Source organism: Sulfitobacter mediterraneus, assembly GCF_003054325.1.
GTDB lineage: Bacteria > Pseudomonadota > Alphaproteobacteria > Rhodobacterales > Rhodobacteraceae > Sulfitobacter > Sulfitobacter mediterraneus.
This window is the reverse complement of the sequence record NZ_QBKU01000004.1, coordinates 165,923-180,403: the sequence shown is the minus strand read 5'-3', so window position 1 is coordinate 180,403 and position 14,481 is coordinate 165,923. Positions and strand designations below refer to the sequence as shown.

The 14,481-nt window shown below is 57.8% G+C and carries 14 protein-coding genes; 5 read left to right on the top strand and 9 right to left on the bottom strand.

Annotated features, from left to right (window positions below; all coding sequences use genetic code 11):
* Positions 1-4 precede the first annotated feature (4 nt).
* From C8N31_RS08190 to C8N31_RS08180, 3 genes are all read right to left on the bottom strand, one after another.
* Positions 5-2,092, bottom strand: coding sequence for a peptidoglycan -binding protein (locus C8N31_RS08190; RefSeq protein WP_025047911.1), 2,088 nt, complete (start codon positions 2,090-2,092; stop codon positions 5-7).
* A gap of 2 nt (positions 2,093-2,094) precedes the next feature.
* Positions 2,095-3,300: a biopolymer transporter ExbB gene (locus C8N31_RS08185; protein ID WP_025047912.1), complete on the bottom strand. Its 1,206-nt coding sequence runs from the start codon at positions 3,298-3,300 to the stop codon at positions 2,095-2,097.
* Between the two features lie 75 nt (positions 3,301-3,375).
* Positions 3,376-3,906: a gamma-glutamylcyclotransferase gene (locus C8N31_RS08180; RefSeq protein ID WP_025047913.1), complete on the bottom strand. Its 531-nt coding sequence runs from the start codon at positions 3,904-3,906 to the stop codon at positions 3,376-3,378.
* Positions 3,907-3,974: 68 nt separating this feature from the next.
* On the opposite strand from C8N31_RS08180, the gene C8N31_RS08175 reads away from it, so the two are divergent.
* Positions 3,975-4,979: a DUF2125 domain-containing protein gene (locus C8N31_RS08175; protein ID WP_037918276.1), complete on the top strand. Its 1,005-nt coding sequence runs from the start codon at positions 3,975-3,977 to the stop codon at positions 4,977-4,979.
* On the opposite strand, the gene C8N31_RS08170 is transcribed toward C8N31_RS08175, so the two are convergent.
* The 4 genes from C8N31_RS08170 to rpsD all read right to left on the bottom strand — a co-directional run bounded on the left by C8N31_RS08170 (position 4,980) and on the right by rpsD (position 8,505).
* Positions 4,980-5,756: an extensin-like domain-containing protein gene (locus C8N31_RS08170; RefSeq protein ID WP_197021509.1), complete on the bottom strand. Its 777-nt coding sequence runs from the start codon at positions 5,754-5,756 to the stop codon at positions 4,980-4,982.
* Positions 5,756-6,679, bottom strand: coding sequence for a prephenate/arogenate dehydrogenase family protein (locus C8N31_RS08165; RefSeq protein ID WP_025047916.1), 924 nt, complete (start codon positions 6,677-6,679; stop codon positions 5,756-5,758). Before C8N31_RS08165 ends, C8N31_RS08170 begins: the two co-directional genes overlap by 1 nt.
* Positions 6,676-7,758 (bottom strand): histidinol-phosphate transaminase, encoded by a 1,083-nt coding sequence (gene hisC, locus C8N31_RS08160; RefSeq protein ID WP_025047917.1) that lies wholly within the window; start codon positions 7,756-7,758, stop codon positions 6,676-6,678. Before hisC ends, C8N31_RS08165 begins: the two co-directional genes overlap by 4 nt.
* A 126-nt stretch (positions 7,759-7,884) precedes the next feature.
* Positions 7,885-8,505: a 30S ribosomal protein S4 gene (gene rpsD / locus C8N31_RS08155; RefSeq protein ID WP_025047918.1), complete on the bottom strand. Its 621-nt coding sequence runs from the start codon at positions 8,503-8,505 to the stop codon at positions 7,885-7,887.
* A 490-nt stretch (positions 8,506-8,995) separates the two neighbouring features.
* Here rpsD and C8N31_RS08150 point away from each other — a divergent pair, with 490 nt between their 5' ends.
* Positions 8,996-10,036: a threonine aldolase family protein gene (locus C8N31_RS08150; protein WP_025047919.1), complete on the top strand. Its 1,041-nt coding sequence runs from the start codon at positions 8,996-8,998 to the stop codon at positions 10,034-10,036.
* Between the two features lie 10 nt (positions 10,037-10,046).
* On the opposite strand, the gene C8N31_RS08145 is transcribed toward C8N31_RS08150, so the two are convergent.
* Both C8N31_RS08145 and C8N31_RS08140 read right to left on the bottom strand, forming a co-directional pair.
* Complete coding sequence (locus C8N31_RS08145; RefSeq protein ID WP_025047920.1) at positions 10,047-10,673, bottom strand: LysE family translocator; 627 nt, start codon at positions 10,671-10,673, stop codon at positions 10,047-10,049.
* 172 nt (positions 10,674-10,845) lie between these two features.
* The gene (locus C8N31_RS08140) at positions 10,846-11,415 is read right to left on the bottom strand and encodes a DNA-3-methyladenine glycosylase I (protein WP_025047921.1); all 570 of its coding nucleotides are present in this window, start codon (positions 11,413-11,415) and stop codon (positions 10,846-10,848) included.
* 199 nt (positions 11,416-11,614) lie between these two features.
* Here C8N31_RS08140 and C8N31_RS08135 point away from each other — a divergent pair, with 199 nt between their 5' ends.
* The 3 genes from C8N31_RS08135 to phbB all read left to right on the top strand — a co-directional run bounded on the left by C8N31_RS08135 (position 11,615) and on the right by phbB (position 14,457).
* Complete coding sequence (locus C8N31_RS08135) at positions 11,615-12,361, top strand: EAL domain-containing protein (protein WP_081785678.1); 747 nt, start codon at positions 11,615-11,617, stop codon at positions 12,359-12,361.
* Positions 12,362-12,482: 121 nt separating this feature from the next.
* Complete coding sequence (locus C8N31_RS08130; RefSeq protein WP_025047923.1) at positions 12,483-13,658, top strand: acetyl-CoA C-acetyltransferase; 1,176 nt, start codon at positions 12,483-12,485, stop codon at positions 13,656-13,658.
* Positions 13,659-13,734: 76 nt separating this feature from the next.
* Positions 13,735-14,457: an acetoacetyl-CoA reductase gene (gene phbB, locus C8N31_RS08125; RefSeq protein WP_025047924.1), complete on the top strand. Its 723-nt coding sequence runs from the start codon at positions 13,735-13,737 to the stop codon at positions 14,455-14,457.
* Positions 14,458-14,481 lie beyond the last annotated feature (24 nt).

Below are 14,481 nucleotides of genomic sequence, written 5' to 3'. Positions count from 1 at the left end.
TGCGTTACTTTTCCGTAAACTTCAGCTCGATCCGGCGGTTCTGCGCCAGAGCGTCCTCACTGTCACCCGCAGCGACAGGCTGATACTGGCCAAAGCCATTGGCGGCCAACCGATCCGGCGCAATGCCCAAGGCCGAGATCATGTATTTGACCACCGACAGCGCCCGCGCCTGGCTCAATTCCCAATTGTCCGCAAATTCGCCCAGCCCCGACAACGGCACGTTGTCAGTGTGCCCGTCCACGCGGATCACCCAGTCAATTTCAGGCGGAATATCATCCGCAACCGATTGCAGTATCCGCGCCACTTTTGCGATCTCGGCTTGCCCGTCGTCGGATAAAATCGCGCCGCCGGGCGGGAACAAAACCTCGGACGAGAACACAAACCGGTCCCCTTCGATCCGAACCCCATCTTGATTGCCCAGCACATCACGCAGACGCCCGAAAAACTCGGACCGGTACTGCTCAAGATCTTTGGCTTTCTCTTCAAGCCGCGCACGCTCTGCCGCTTCTAGGGCAGCACGGCGGCTTTCTTCTGCGGCCACACGGGCCAGGGCGGTGTTCAAGTCTGAACCCAGCGATTCCAGTTGCAAGGTCTTTGCAGAATCGCGCAATTCAGCGTCATCCAGCAAGGCACGCAGATCGCCAAGCTGTGTGCGCAAGGCCGCAACCTGTTGATTTAACAGCTCCGTCTGGCGTTGCGCCTCGCTGCTGATCTGCTTTTCTTTTGCCAGGGCTGCCTGCGCCGCACTGACCAAAGCCGCCTGTTTCTGCGCATCGGTGCTGTTGTCTTGGGCCAAGGTCTGCGCCGCAATTTTGGCCGCCAGAGCCTCGGCCAATTGCGCGCGAAGCGCCGCTCGGTCGGTCTCAAGAACCGTTTGATTGTCGTCCAGCGCCTGTTCCAACACAGCGATATCCAGCCGGGCCTGCGCCAGTTCGTCCCGCAGCGCATCGCGGTCGGCGCTCAGATTGGCGCGACTGGTTTCAAGGTCTTGTTCCAACTGTGCAATCTGCCCCTGCGCGGTCGCAAGATCCGCTCGCAACGCGTCTCCCTCAGCTGTGAGCGATTGCGCGGTATCCGCCCCGGCGGTCCGTGCCCGATCCAGTTCGGCCCGCAGAACGGTCAACTCCCCCTGAAGCCGGCCAACCTCTGCCTGCGCATCCACGCCAACCTTTGCCGCAGTTTCCGCCGCTTGCAGACTGATCAACGCCTTGATCAACTGATCATCCAGATCTGATTGCGACGCCCGTGCCGCCGCCAGCAATGTCAGCGTTTCTTCCGCTTCTTTGCGTTTGGCCTCCAGCGCCAGCGTCATCGCCGTCAGCTCCGCATCTGCATCCTGCAACTTGGCTCTCAATGCCTCCGCTGCCGCAGCTTCGGCCAATTTTGCGGCCTCTTCGTCGGACAAGGCTTGGGTCGTTTCCGCAATTTGCCCTTGCAGCGCGGTCACTTGATCTTGCGCCTCCGCATTTCGGGCCCTCAGATCTGCGACCAACGCATCGAGTGCCTCACGCCGTGCGGCGGCGAGACGAGCGGCCTCTTGCTGGGCATCAATTTCGCTGCGGCTGGCAGCCAAAGCCAGGTTCAGTGCCTCTTGTTCGTCGATCAAAACCTCTTGTTGGTCCAACAGTTCTGACTGGCGTTCCTCCAACGCGCCGACCTGTGCCAATGCGCCGTCGCGCTCCGTCAAAAGCGCGGCCACCTGCGCCTCGAAACCAGTGATCTGGCTCTGCGCCTCGCGCAAGTTTGCCGCCTGCTGATCCCGTTCCGATGTCAACGCGGCGATCAACGCCGATTGCTCGGTCAACTCGCCCTGCGCATCGCGCAGTGATGCGTTGAGAGCCCCAAGACGCGCTTCCAATTGCGCATTTGACCGCTCTTCCAGCCCCAAGGCCTGCGCCAATGCGGCCACTTCGCCCGACAGCGCATCCAATTCCGTCTCTTGTCCGGTGATCCGTTCCGTCAGGACGAATTGCACGATCATGAAAATTGTCAGAACAAACATCAGGACCAGCAAAAGACCGGTCATCGCATCCACAAATCCCGGCCAGATCGACCCCTGAAACCGCGCACCTGTCCTGCGGGACAATGCCATGGCTAGCGCGTCCCGCCGCCGGGTTGGTCATTGGGACGTTGCCTGCGCGGCTCCGTATTGCGGCGCGGCGACGACAAGGCCTTGGCCAACAGCGAAATATCATGGCGCAGCTCGGCCATGGTTTCTTGCCGACCTGCGGAAATCTCTTCCAAAATGCGCAACATCTGAACGTCGATCGACCGCAGCCGCATCCGGCTTTCGGCATCGATCCCCTCGCCCGAACCTTGAGCCTCAAGAGTTGCGATCAAGCGTTCTTGCCCTGCTGCCACCCGTTCCAACGCGGCGCTGGCCGGGTCGGTCCCTTCCATGCGTGTGGTCATCCGGTCAACAGCATCGGCCAGTTTGCCCATCTTTTCATCGACTTGTGCGCGGCTACCGTCAGAACGGGCGAACAATTGCTGCAATTGCTCCATCTGCTCGGCCATGTGATCGACGACACCGGCCATCACATGCTGCTCACCGCCCGCCTCTTCTCCGGATGAAAAACCGACGCGGGTGATGGAACTCAACCAATCTTCAAGTTCTTGATAAAACCGGTTTTGACCGTGTCCCGCGAACAATTCGAGAAGCCCGACAACCAAGGACCCGGCAAGACCCAGAAGTGACGATCCAAAGGCAACACCCATACCGCCCAGCTGTGCCTCAAGCCCGGTCATCAGCCGGGTGAACACATCCACGCCGCCGTCGCCTTCGGCGGGGGCCAGGCTGCGGATTGTGTCAACGACAGCTGGAACCGTAGTCGCGAGGCCATAAAATGTCCCCAAAAGCCCGAGGAAAATCAGCATGTTAACGATGTAGCGCGTGATCTCACGCGCTTCGTCAATTCGGGTTGCGACGGAATCAAGAATGGATCTGGTTGAGGTCGCGCTGACCTGCATCCGGGCGCCGCGGGTCCGCAACAACGAGGCCAACGGCGCCAAAAGCTGCGGCGCTACGGTGTCGGGATCGGGGCTGTCAGAGGCGAAATTCTCGATCCAGCGGACCGATCCCATCAGCTGCACCACCTGATAAAAGCAGGCCAGCACACCGATCAAAAAGACAAAGATGATCACCCCATTGAGATAGGGATTGGCAGCAAAAATCGGAAACACCGATGGCAGCGCCAGCGTGGCACCAAACCCCGTCAAGATCAAAACAACCAGCATCAGAGTAATCTGACGCACGGGTTGGGAAAACTGCGGTCTTTGTTCGCGCTCTGGCTGCGACATGCGGCCTGTGCTCCTGACCCTTTTTGTCTGCTCTTGCGGCAGCTTACACCGAAACCTACCCCTTATGCCAAGGAATTATGTTGCCAGTGATTTGACCCGCGCATTGAGCCATTCGAGCGCCGGATCATGCAGGCCAACCTCGGCCAGATGATCAGCGGTGTTGTACAGGTATTCGGTGTTTGGCCCACGGCCGCCCACCGCATTGGCGATAATCTGCGCCTGTTCTTCAAGCGGCAAACCACCACAATATTGCACATGCGCCTCATCGATCACGTAGACCACAGCCTCAACATCGCGATTGTCATTGAGGTGAACGGTCAGTGTTCTTTCCACGTAAGCCGATGAAATCAGTTCACGTTCGCGCAAATACGCCAGTGTTTCGGCCTCCTGCCCCGGCACAACCCGCAGCGCGATCCCCTCGCAGGCCGTGTCTGGGTGTTCATCCAGCGCAAGAACCAAACCGGGGTTTTCGTCTGTGCCGCGGTGGTGGATGGAGCGCATACAGAATGACCGCGCATAGCCCGGCAAGGTGCCGATCACGCTTTCGGCGACCTCGAAACCGGGGTTCCAAAGCAGACTGCCATATCCGAATACCCACATTGCCATCACGCTGGTCCTTTCTATTTGCCTTGGGTAAACCGCATATAGCGGCAGAATTAAAGGGGGTTTCAGCAATGCACATAATGATCCGGTTGCTGATCCTTTTGGCGGTGATTTGGAGCGGTTGGTGGTGGTTGGCCGCTACGTTTATTGATCGCGGTGCAGACGGCTGGCTCGCGGCCCGTCGCGGTGAAGGCTGGCAGGCACAGGTGCAGCCAATCGCAACCAAAGGATTTCCGTCCAAGTTTCAAACCCAAATCACGGATCTGTCACTCGCTGATCCCGAAAAGGGCGTGGCGCTTCGGTTGGACAGCGCCACGGTCTCCGCGCCAGCCTATTGGCCGGGGTATGTCACTTTGGCTTTGCCAAGCTCCCCGATTGAACTGGACATAGCCGCCATCACGCATCTGTTTCGGGTGCAAAATGGCACGGCTCGGTTGCATCTTCACCCAGGGGCGTCTTTGCAGCTAGACCACATGCAAACGCGCGGCGGTGCATGGCAATGGAACACGCGGCAGGGCAACGCTCTGGCCGGGGATGATTGGGCCATGCAAGTTGCGCAAAACCCCGCAGTTATCGAGAAGTATCAATTTGATCTGCAAATCACCAACCTGCGTCCGGGCGAACAATTGCGGACGCTGCTTTCTGTGCCCTCCGATTGGCCACTAAGCTTCGAACATTTTTCCGCAGACCTAGCAGTGACGTTTGACCGTCCATGGGACCGCCGCGCCGTCGAAGACCAACGCCCCCAACCGCGCCGCATCACATTGCAAGACGCCAAAGCAAGCTGGGGGCCAATCCGGTTGGTCGCAAATGGCGATTTGATTGTGGACGATATGGGCATCCCTGAAGGGGCCGCGAACCTATTGGTCGAAAATTGGACAGAGTTGTTGGAGCTGGCCGTGGCGGGTGGCGCCTTGCCCGCCAACATCCGCCCGCAGGCCCAAGCGATGCTGGGCGCCTTGGCCAATATGGGTGGTGATCCAACCCGTCTCGATCTCAGTCTGCGGTTCGCGGCAGGCGAGATGTATCTGGGGCCGATCCGCCTTGGGCCTGCGCCGCGCATTGTGCTGCGCTGATCAGCGGCAGTAGTTGCCGCCGCGATAAATTGCGGTGTCGAAATGAAAATGATCACGGTGATAGCGATCCGCTTGCGGGCCTAGAACTGTTTTGAACGGCCCACAGGCGCCGCGATGCATTTTGCGCAGCGCTTTCTTTGTGCCGCGATTGTTCCAGCCGTGCAGCACGGTGATTTCCGATCCATTGCGCAACCGGAACGCCGAGATATCAATCGCCCGGCCTTTGCCATGCTCCGATATCTTTGCATCTTTCTTATTGTTGCGGGTCCGGCAAGCGTAATGCGCCGCCACCTTAAGACCGGTCAAACCGCCACCCTTGCGGGACAGCGCGGGCTTTGCCGTACGATCCAACCATTTTTTCAACGCACCAGCGGTCCGGCAATCCATGACAGACGTCTGGCTCAACCGCACACCGGAAACCGACCGCACGCGCACGGCCCGTTCAACCCCGCAGCCCTTAAGCTTTGCCTTGACCCGGCCAATCTCTTCGCCCTGAATGGCCAGATCGCCGCACACGGCCCCCTTTTTAAGAAGTCGCTTCTTCTGACGGGCGTTTTTCTCAACCCGTGCGGGGCGAAACAACGGCCTCATCGACGAAGACAATCCATTGTCCAGCATCAGTTTTTCATGACTCGCAGTAGCTGCAGCCGCGCTGCCCACTGCCATTGCCGCAGGATAAACATCACCGCCGCGTTGCACCGGCCTTTTGGAGTTTTCCGGCCCTGCGGCCCAACAGGCCTGTCCGATCATCACCAAAGCCAGCACAAGCAAACGCATTATTTTCCCCTAGCACCGCGCCCAAAGTCCGGCGCATCCGTATCCTGCCCCGCCTCAATAATCCCGCGCCTGATGGCACGGGTGCGGGTGAAATAGTCAAACAGGTGATCACCATCACCTTGGCGGATCGCCCGTTGCAGCGCAAAAAGCTCTTCGGTAAAGCGCCCGAGGATTTCGAGGGTTGCGTCTTTGTTGGTCAAAAACACATCCCGCCACATCGTCGGGTCGCTCGCTGCGATCCGGGTAAAATCCCTAAACCCTGCTGCTGAATATTTTATTACTTCGCTGTCAGTCACCCGGCGCAAATCGTCTGCGACGCCGACCATCGTGTAAGCAATCAGGTGCGGCGCATGAGAGGTGACGGCCAGAACCAGATCATGGTGTTCAGCATCCATTTCATCAACGTTTGAACCCAACCCCTCCCAAAACCGGCGCAACTCCGCCGTGGCATCTGGGTCAGTCCCCTCAACCGGCACCAACAGGCACCAGCGGTTGTCAAAAAGTTCCGCAAACCCTGACCGTGGGCCGGAATGTTCAGTGCCCGCCAAAGGATGCGCAGGAATGAAATGCACGTTGTCAGGCAACTCAGGGCCAACCTGCGCAATCACGTCCGCCTTGACCGATCCAACATCCGTGACCGTGGCACCGGGTTTCAGCAATGGCGCGATTTCGGCAGCAACGGCGCCCATAACCCCGACCGGCACACAAAGCACAACCAGATCGGCGTCTTCAACAACTTCGGACAGGTTATCGCACACGGTATCGCACAGGCCAATCTCGCGGGCGATATCGCGGGTCTCAGCGGACCGCGCATAACCGGATACTGATCCTGCCAGCCCGCCGCGTTTCATCCCCCAAAACATCGAAGAGGCAATCAACCCAAGCCCGATCAGGGCAACCTTTTCATATACTTGCGCACTCACCCTGTCGTTCTCCAATTCGCCAAAGCCGCGATGACGCGATCCGTTTGTTGGGCGTCACCGACGGTGATCCGCAAGCCTTCGGGAAAGCCATAGCCGGGCACGCGGCGGATCAGAATGCCCGCCGCCTTGAAGGCCTGATCCGCCGCATCCGCCTCCGCCGCGTCCGCGCAACGGACCAGAACAAAATTGGCCGAACTGTCATCGCAGGCCAACCCCAGTTGCCGCACTGCGCCCGTCAACCGCGACCGTTGCTCTGCGTTCAGATCCACGCATGTCCGGAGCCAGTCGCGATCTTTCGCAGCGGCCTCCGCTGCGGCAAGTTGCACACCGGACAGATTGAAGGGCTGACGAATGCGCCGCATCACGTCGATCATCTCTTGCGGGCCATAGCCCCAACCGATGCGCAACCCGCCCAATCCATAGACCTTGGAAAAGGTGCGTGTCATCAAGACGTTGGGCCGCGATTGCGCCAAGGCAGCCCCGCCATCAAAGCCTTCGGCGTATTCGGTATAGGCCCCGTCGATCACCAAAATCACATCCGCAGGCAAGGCATCCGCCAGCCGCTCCAGCTCTCCTTCGGGCAAGACTGTGCCGGTAGGGTTGCCGGGGTTGGTGATCAGAACCAGACGGGTCTTATCCGTCACGGCTGCCAATACCGTATCCACATCCACAACACGGTCCTTCTCAGGCACGCAGACAGGTGTAGCGCCTGCCATATGGGTCAGGATCGGATACATGGAAAAGCCATGTTCGGTAAAGATGATCTCATCGCCCACGCCGGCATAGGCCTGAATGACGATCTGCAACACTTCGTCAGAACCAACACCGCAAAGGATCCGTTCGGGGTCAAGCGACCAGAGGTCCGCAATGGCCGCGCGCAATTCGGCGTGATCTGTGGGAGGATAGCGATGCAACTGCGCCGCCGCCTCTGCCACGGCTTCCATCGCCGAGGGCGGCGGGCCAAGCGGGTTTTCATTGGAGCTGAGTTTGAGCACATCATTGTGGCCGGGCAATTGGCTTGCCCCACCTTGATAAAGCGCGATCTCCATGATGCCGGGTTGCGGTTTGATCTTGGTCATCTGCTGTCTTCCTTCCCCCATCGCGAGGGTTGTAACGGCCATGAGAAGCTGCGGCCAGCCAAAACGAGAAAGGCCGCGGCGGTTTCCCGTCGCGGCCCTGAATTGGCTTGGAATGAATGGCGAAGATTAGTTCTTCGCGTAGAATTCCACGACGAGGTTTGGTTCCATCATGACCGGATACGGCACATCGCCCAACGCAGGGGTGCGCACGAATGTCGCGGTCATCTTGGAATGATCAACCTCAAGATAGTCAGGAACGTCACGCTCGGCCAGCTGAGTGGCTTCGAGCAGGGCAACCATCTGCTTGGAACGATCACGCACTTCGATCACGTCACCTTCTTTTACGCGGTAAGAAGGAATGTTCACTTTTTTGCCGTTCACACGGACGTGGCCGTGGTTCACGAACTGGCGTGCAGCAAATACGGTTGCAACGAACTTGGCGCGGTACACAACCGCGTCCAGGCGGCGCTCCAGCAGACCGATGAGGTTTTCACCTGTGTCGCCTTTTACCCGCTCAGCTTCACCGTAGATGCGGCGGAATTGCTTTTCGGTCAGGTCGCCATAGTAGCCCTTGAGCTTCTGCTTAGCGCGCAGCTGGATACCGAAGTCGGAAAGTTTGCCTTTACGGCGCTGACCGTGCTGGCCGGGGCCATATTCGCGGCGGTTCACTGGGGATTTTGGACGGCCCCAGATGTTTTCGCCCATGCGGCGGTCGAGCTTGTGCTTGGCAGCGGTGCGTTTGGTCACGGCTGTTTTCCTTCTTTTTTATAGTGCATCATCATCTTGTCCGAAAACCGGTTCCCACTTTTCGGGATGATAAACGCGTGAAGGGCGTTGTCCTTTGGGTTTCCCCCGACAGGCATCCCCTCGCGGGGGCCACCAACACCAATGAAGCCGCGCTTATACGGGGGATCGGGACAGAGTCAACACGGGAATGGGGTTGGCGGAGGAAAGGAAGAGGTTTTCAGGTTAGCACCTTTTATTAGGTCAAGCCGAGAAGGCTGGCCGCACCGCGATAAATTGACAGGTCAAGGTTAGCTTTGAGCCCATTTCCACCAATGCTGCGCAAGGAACGAACGTCGGCTTTGAAGCTTAGACACATTGGTGCCAGTAACGGCCAACAACCCCGACCGAACTTTGTTCAGTTGCTCAGCATATCCCTCGGAGACATCCGAGATGCCACTTCACAGAATTAAGACGGCTTGCAAGGCCAGCCTCAATAAACCAGACAAGTGACATGGAAAAATACAGCTTTCTCGATGACTACAGCGAAGGTGCGCACGCCCGGATTTTGGCAGCACTTGCGGACACTAATCTTGTTCAGCAAACTGCCTACGGGGACGACGCGTACTCACAGAAAACGCGCGATCTTTTGCGCAATCACATGGGCCAAGCGGACCCGGATATTTGGTTCGTGGCAAGCGGTACGTTGGCAAACATACTCTCAATCTCCAGCTGCTTGCGTTCGCATGAAGCTGTAGTGGCGGCTGCATCAGGCCATATTGTTGTGCGGGAAACCGGCGCAATCGAAGCAACGGGCCACAAGATCATCACAGTGTCACCCGACAACGGCAAACTGACGCCGGAAAACATCCAATCAGCCCTGAATGCCAATGCGCATTATCCCCACATGGCCAAGCCAAAGTTGGTCTACATCTCGAACGCAACGGAAGTGGGAACTCTTTATTCCAAGGCGGAACTTCAAGCGATTTCAGACTTATGCCGCACAAAAGGATTGCTGTTGCTGCTGGATGGCGCTCGCTTAGGTGCGGCGCTGACTGCCGAAAAGAATGACTTGTCCCTCGAAGACATTGCGTCATTGGTCGATATCTTTTGGATTGGTGGCACCAAGGTCGGCGCGTTGCTGGGTGAGGCTATTGTGATCTCAAACTCAGAACTGCGAGATGACTTTGACTTTCACATCAAACAGCGCGGCGCTCTTCTCGCAAAAGGGCGTATCCTTGGATTGCAATTTCGGGAACTGTTCAAAGACGGATTGTTCTTCGATCTGGCCAAACACTCAAACGACATGGCGGCACGATTGTCAGGTGGGATTGCCAACGCAGGTTACAGTTTTGTTGCGGAAACTGAGACAAACCAAATCTTCCCGATCTTACCAAATGATTTGATTGATCACCTCAGGCAAGCGTTCGAATTCTATGTCTGGGAACCCTATGACGACGCTCATTCCGTGACGCGCTTGGTGACCTCATGGGCGACAGATGAACAAAGGGTCGAAGCATTCATCGACATGATCCGCGCGTTTCGCACCCGATAGGAACACGCCGCTAATTTCGATCCATAGAGATGACGGAAACACCTGCACCGACCAATGCAAGACCTGCTCCGATATTCAGTACAAACACTGATCTTGGGTTGCGTTCAAACCAACCGGCGACAACGTGAGCAGAACAGCCAAGCACTGCGAAAATCACAAACGCCATAAGCGCAAACCAAGCGCCTAAAACAAACATTTGTTGCCCCATGGTGGGGCCTTCAGCGCTGATGAACTGCGGGATGAACGCGAGGATGAAAATGGCTGGCTTAGGGTTCAGAACATTTGTGAGAAACCCCGTCCAGAAGATCGACCGCAGAGGCAATCGATCTGTTGCATTGAATGAGATCAAGTTGCGGGACAGAATGGCTCTGGCTCCAAGCCAGATCAGGTAGCCCGCACCGATCAGCTTTACAACGAAGAATGCCGTTTGAGAGGTTTGGATAACGACGGCCAGACCAAGCGTCGCAGCCGCAACGTGCACCAAAAGACCGGTGGCCGCCGCAGCACTTGTAATCAATGCCGCTATCTTCCCCTGACTTAACCCGCGCCCAATCGCCAATATATTGTCCGGACCTGGGGAAACAATGACCAATGCACAGGCCAGAGTGAAGGTCATCAGGATTTCAGGCGATGGCATGTTTGCTCCCGTTTCATGATCTGCTTACTCTACGGAGAGGGAAAGTCTACGGCAAGAAATCGAAGACGTAGTACGCTCACCTATGAGCGCCAATTTAGGATAGAAATCGCCATAGCCGTCATTGGTTTTGCGTTACTGAACGGCGGCAAAGTCCGCACACCCGCCTTTCCCCCTACCGCGCCATTGCAGCGCATTCATCATGCCGGTGGCAGCTCACGATGTGATCATTCACCAGACCGCAAGCCTCCATCCAGGCATAGACAATCGTCGGGCCACAAAACTTGAATCCCGCTTTCTTGAGGTCTTTTGACACCTGCACCGAAAGCGGGGTCTGCGGCGGCACATCGGCCTGCGTGGCAAAACGGGTCTGCAAGGGGGTGCCGTCCACGTATCGCCACATGAAGGTATCGAATCCGCCCTTCTCCTCCAACTCAATCCAAGCGCGGGCGTTGTTGATTGTCGCTTCGATCTTGCCGCGGTGGCGGATGATGCCGGGATCAGCCAACAGACGGGTCACCTTCGCCTCGCCCCAGCCGGCAATCACATGTGGATCAAACCCTTCAAACGCAGTGCGAAAATTCTCGCGCTTTTTCAGAATCGTGATCCAGCTTAGCCCCGCCTGAAACCCATCCAGGATCAGCTTTTCCCAAAGTGCGCGGCTGTCATACTCCGGCACGCCCCATTCGGTATCGTGATAATTCACGTAGATCTCTTCCAGACCAGCCCAGCCGCAACGTTCCATAGATCCTGCCTTTCGCTCAATTCTTCGCAAATTGGCCTGTTAAGCCCGCGTTATCATTTGCCCTGCACTGTCGGCACGGGTCAGAGGAAAGTACATCATCGTGGGCAGCCGGCACAAACGTCGTTTCAGCGATATCACACCGGGGGCGGAAAGCCCGTTGAATTTTGCCCTCGCCCAAAGGGACAGAAACACCGTTGCCATGGTCCGTGATGCGCTGCTGCACAAACAGACGCTGCTGGCCTACCAGCCGATTATGCGGGCCAGCAATCACGGCAAGGTCGCCTTTTATGAAGGGTTGATGCGGATCATCGACGAAACCGGCCGGGTGATCCCCGCCCGCGATTTTATGCCCGTGGTCGAGGATATGGAGCTGGGCCGCGAGATTGATGTGCAGGCCCTGCGCATGGGGCTCAATGCGCTGCGCCAAAATCCGGGTTTGCGGCTTTCAATCAATATGTCAGCGAGGTCTATCGGCTACAAAACCTGGAACCAGGTGCTGCGCCGTGCCTTACGGCAGGATGAAACGCTGGGGGAACGGCTGATCCTTGAAATTACCGAAAGCTCGGCCATGCTGGTGCCCGAACTTGTCTCTGACTTTATGGATGAGCTGCAACCGCATGGCGTTTGCTTTGCTATGGACGATTTCGGCGCGGGCTTTACTGCGATCCGGTATTTCAAAGACTTCTACTTCGACATCCTGAAACTGGACGGCCAGTTCATACAGGGAATCTCTCAAAATCCGGACAACCGCGCCATCACAGCGGCGCTGATTTCCATAGCGCGACATTTTGACATGCTGACCATCGCCGAATTTGTCGAGAACGCAGAAGATGCCGCTACGTTAACCGAAATGGGCGTAGACTGCTTACAAGGTTACCTTTTTAGCGCTCCCATCACCCAGCCGAAATGGCTGCGAACCGGCAAAGGGCCCACTGCGCCCGTATGATCGGCTCAGTTGCCGCGATGCAGCAAATAGGGTAAGAGGCCTCCAGAAGGTTGGGGGCGCGCCCTGTCACTTTTCGGCAGGCGTCATGGTATCCTCGGCCAATGGTAGAGGAATAGACTTTATGACCAACGTCGTCATCGCATCTGCGGCACGTACCCCGGTGGGCAGCTTCGGAGGCTCTTTCGCCACAACCCCCGCACATGATCTGGGCGCGGCCGTTCTCAAGGAAATCGTAGCCCGCGCCGGTGTGGATGCTTCCGAGGTTTCCGAAACCATTCTGGGTCAGGTTCTCACGGCTGCCCAAGGCCAGAACCCCGCCCGTCAGGCGCACATCAACGCTGGCCTGCCACAAGAAGCCGCCGCCTGGAGCATCAACCAGGTTTGCGGCTCCGGCCTGCGTGCCGTGGCATTGGCCGCGCAGCACATCCAGCTTGGCGATGCTTCCATCGTTGCGGCGGGCGGTCAGGAAAACATGACCCTCTCCCCCCACGCGCAAAACCTGCGTGCAGGCCAGAAAATGGGCGATCTGCAATTCATCGACACCATGATCCGTGACGGTCTTTGGGATGCTTTCAACGGCTATCACATGGGTCAGACCGCAGAAAACGTTGCTGAAAAGTGGCAGATCAGCCGCGAACAGCAGGACGAATTTGCCGTCGCCTCGCAAAACAAGGCCGAAGCCGCCCAGAAGGCTGGCAAATTCGCCGATGAAATCGCCGCCTACACCGTCAAGACCCGCAAGGGCGACATCGTTGTGGATCAGGACGAATACATCCGCCACGGCGCCACTATGGAAGCGATGCAAAAACTGCGCCCTGCGTTCACCCGTGACGGTTCGGTCACCGCGGCCAACGCATCCGGCCTGAACGACGGTGCCGCCGGTGCCCTGCTGATGAGCGCGGACGACGCAGAAAAGCGCGGGATTGAGCCATTGGCCCGCATCGCATCCTACGCCACTGCCGGTCTGGACCCATCCATCATGGGCGTTGGCCCGATCTACGCCTCCCGCAAGGCGCTGGAAAAGGCGGGCTGGAAGGCCGAAGATCTGGATCTTGTCGAAGCCAACGAAGCCTTTGCCGCACAGGCCTGCGCCGTGAACAAAGACATGGGCTGGGATCCATCTATCGTCAACGTGAACGGCGGCGCGATTGCGATCGGTCACCCGATCGGCGCGTCCGGTGCGCGGATCCTCAACACCCTGCTGTTCGAAATGAAGCGGCGCGACGCCAAAAAAGGCCTTGCGACACTTTGCATCGGCGGCGGTATGGGTGTTGCCATGTGCCTTGAACGCCCCTAAACAGATTTGGGTGCGCAAGAATATTGCGCACCCGCGCTTGAATTAGAAATAACGTTACTCAAGGGAAAGGATCACTATGTCCCGCGTCGCACTTGTTACCGGAGGCAGCCGTGGCATCGGCGCCGCCATTTCGAAAGAACTCAAAGCAGCCGGTTATTCCGTCGCCGCGACCTACGCTGGCAACGATGAAGCCGCCGCCGCCTTCACCGAAGAGACCGGCATCAAGACTTACAAATGGAACGTTGCCGATTACGACAGCTCCAAGGCAGGCATCGAACAGGTCGAAGCGGACCTCGGCCCGGTCGAAGTGGTTGTGGCCAACGCAGGCATCACCCGCGACGCGCCATTCCACAAAATGACACCCGAGCAGTGGCATCAGGTGATCGACACCAACCTGACCGGCGTGTTCAACACGGTTCACCCGATCTGGCCCGGCATGCGCGAGCGCAAGTTTGGCCGTATCGTCGTGATCTCTTCAATCAACGGCCAAAAAGGCCAGTTCGCTCAGGTGAACTATGCCGCAACCAAAGCTGGCGATCTGGGCATCGTAAAATCCCTGGCCCAGGAAGGCGCGCGCGCCAACATCACTGCCAACGCAATCTGCCCCGGCTACATCGGCACTGACATGGTGATGGCCGTGCCAGAAAAAGTCCGTGAAAGCATCATCGCACAGATCCCCGCCGGACGTCTGGGTGAGCCAGAAGAGATCGCCCGTGCGGTGAAATTCCTCGTGGCTGACGACGCGGGCTTTATCAATGGCTCGACAATCTCTGCCAATGGCGCACAGTTCTTTGTCTAAGTGAGACACCCCCGCCACGGCGGG

Excerpts from the sequence above, each read along its gene's own strand:
- C8N31_RS08190 (WP_025047911.1), bottom strand. The coding sequence starts at position 2,092 with ATGGCATTGTCCCGCAGGACAGGTGCGCGGTTTCAGGGGTCGATCTGG.
- C8N31_RS08185 (WP_025047912.1), bottom strand. The coding sequence starts at position 3,300 with ATGTCGCAGCCAGAGCGCGAACAAAGACCGCAGTTTTCCCAACCCGTG.
- C8N31_RS08180 (WP_025047913.1), bottom strand. The coding sequence starts at position 3,906 with ATGGCAATGTGGGTATTCGGATATGGCAGTCTGCTTTGGAACCCCGGT.
- C8N31_RS08175 (WP_037918276.1), top strand. The coding sequence starts at position 3,975 with ATGCACATAATGATCCGGTTGCTGATCCTTTTGGCGGTGATTTGGAGC.
- C8N31_RS08170 (WP_197021509.1), bottom strand. The coding sequence starts at position 5,756 with ATGCGTTTGCTTGTGCTGGCTTTGGTGATGATCGGACAGGCCTGTTGG.
- hisC (WP_025047917.1), bottom strand. The coding sequence starts at position 7,758 with ATGACCAAGATCAAACCGCAACCCGGCATCATGGAGATCGCGCTTTAT.
- C8N31_RS08150 (WP_025047919.1), top strand. The coding sequence starts at position 8,996 with ATGGAAAAATACAGCTTTCTCGATGACTACAGCGAAGGTGCGCACGCC.
- C8N31_RS08145 (WP_025047920.1), bottom strand. The coding sequence starts at position 10,673 with ATGCCATCGCCTGAAATCCTGATGACCTTCACTCTGGCCTGTGCATTG.
- C8N31_RS08140 (WP_025047921.1), bottom strand. The coding sequence starts at position 11,415 with ATGGAACGTTGCGGCTGGGCTGGTCTGGAAGAGATCTACGTGAATTAT.
- C8N31_RS08135 (WP_081785678.1), top strand. The coding sequence starts at position 11,615 with ATGGTCCGTGATGCGCTGCTGCACAAACAGACGCTGCTGGCCTACCAG.
- C8N31_RS08130 (WP_025047923.1), top strand. The coding sequence starts at position 12,483 with ATGACCAACGTCGTCATCGCATCTGCGGCACGTACCCCGGTGGGCAGC.
- phbB (WP_025047924.1), top strand. The coding sequence starts at position 13,735 with ATGTCCCGCGTCGCACTTGTTACCGGAGGCAGCCGTGGCATCGGCGCC.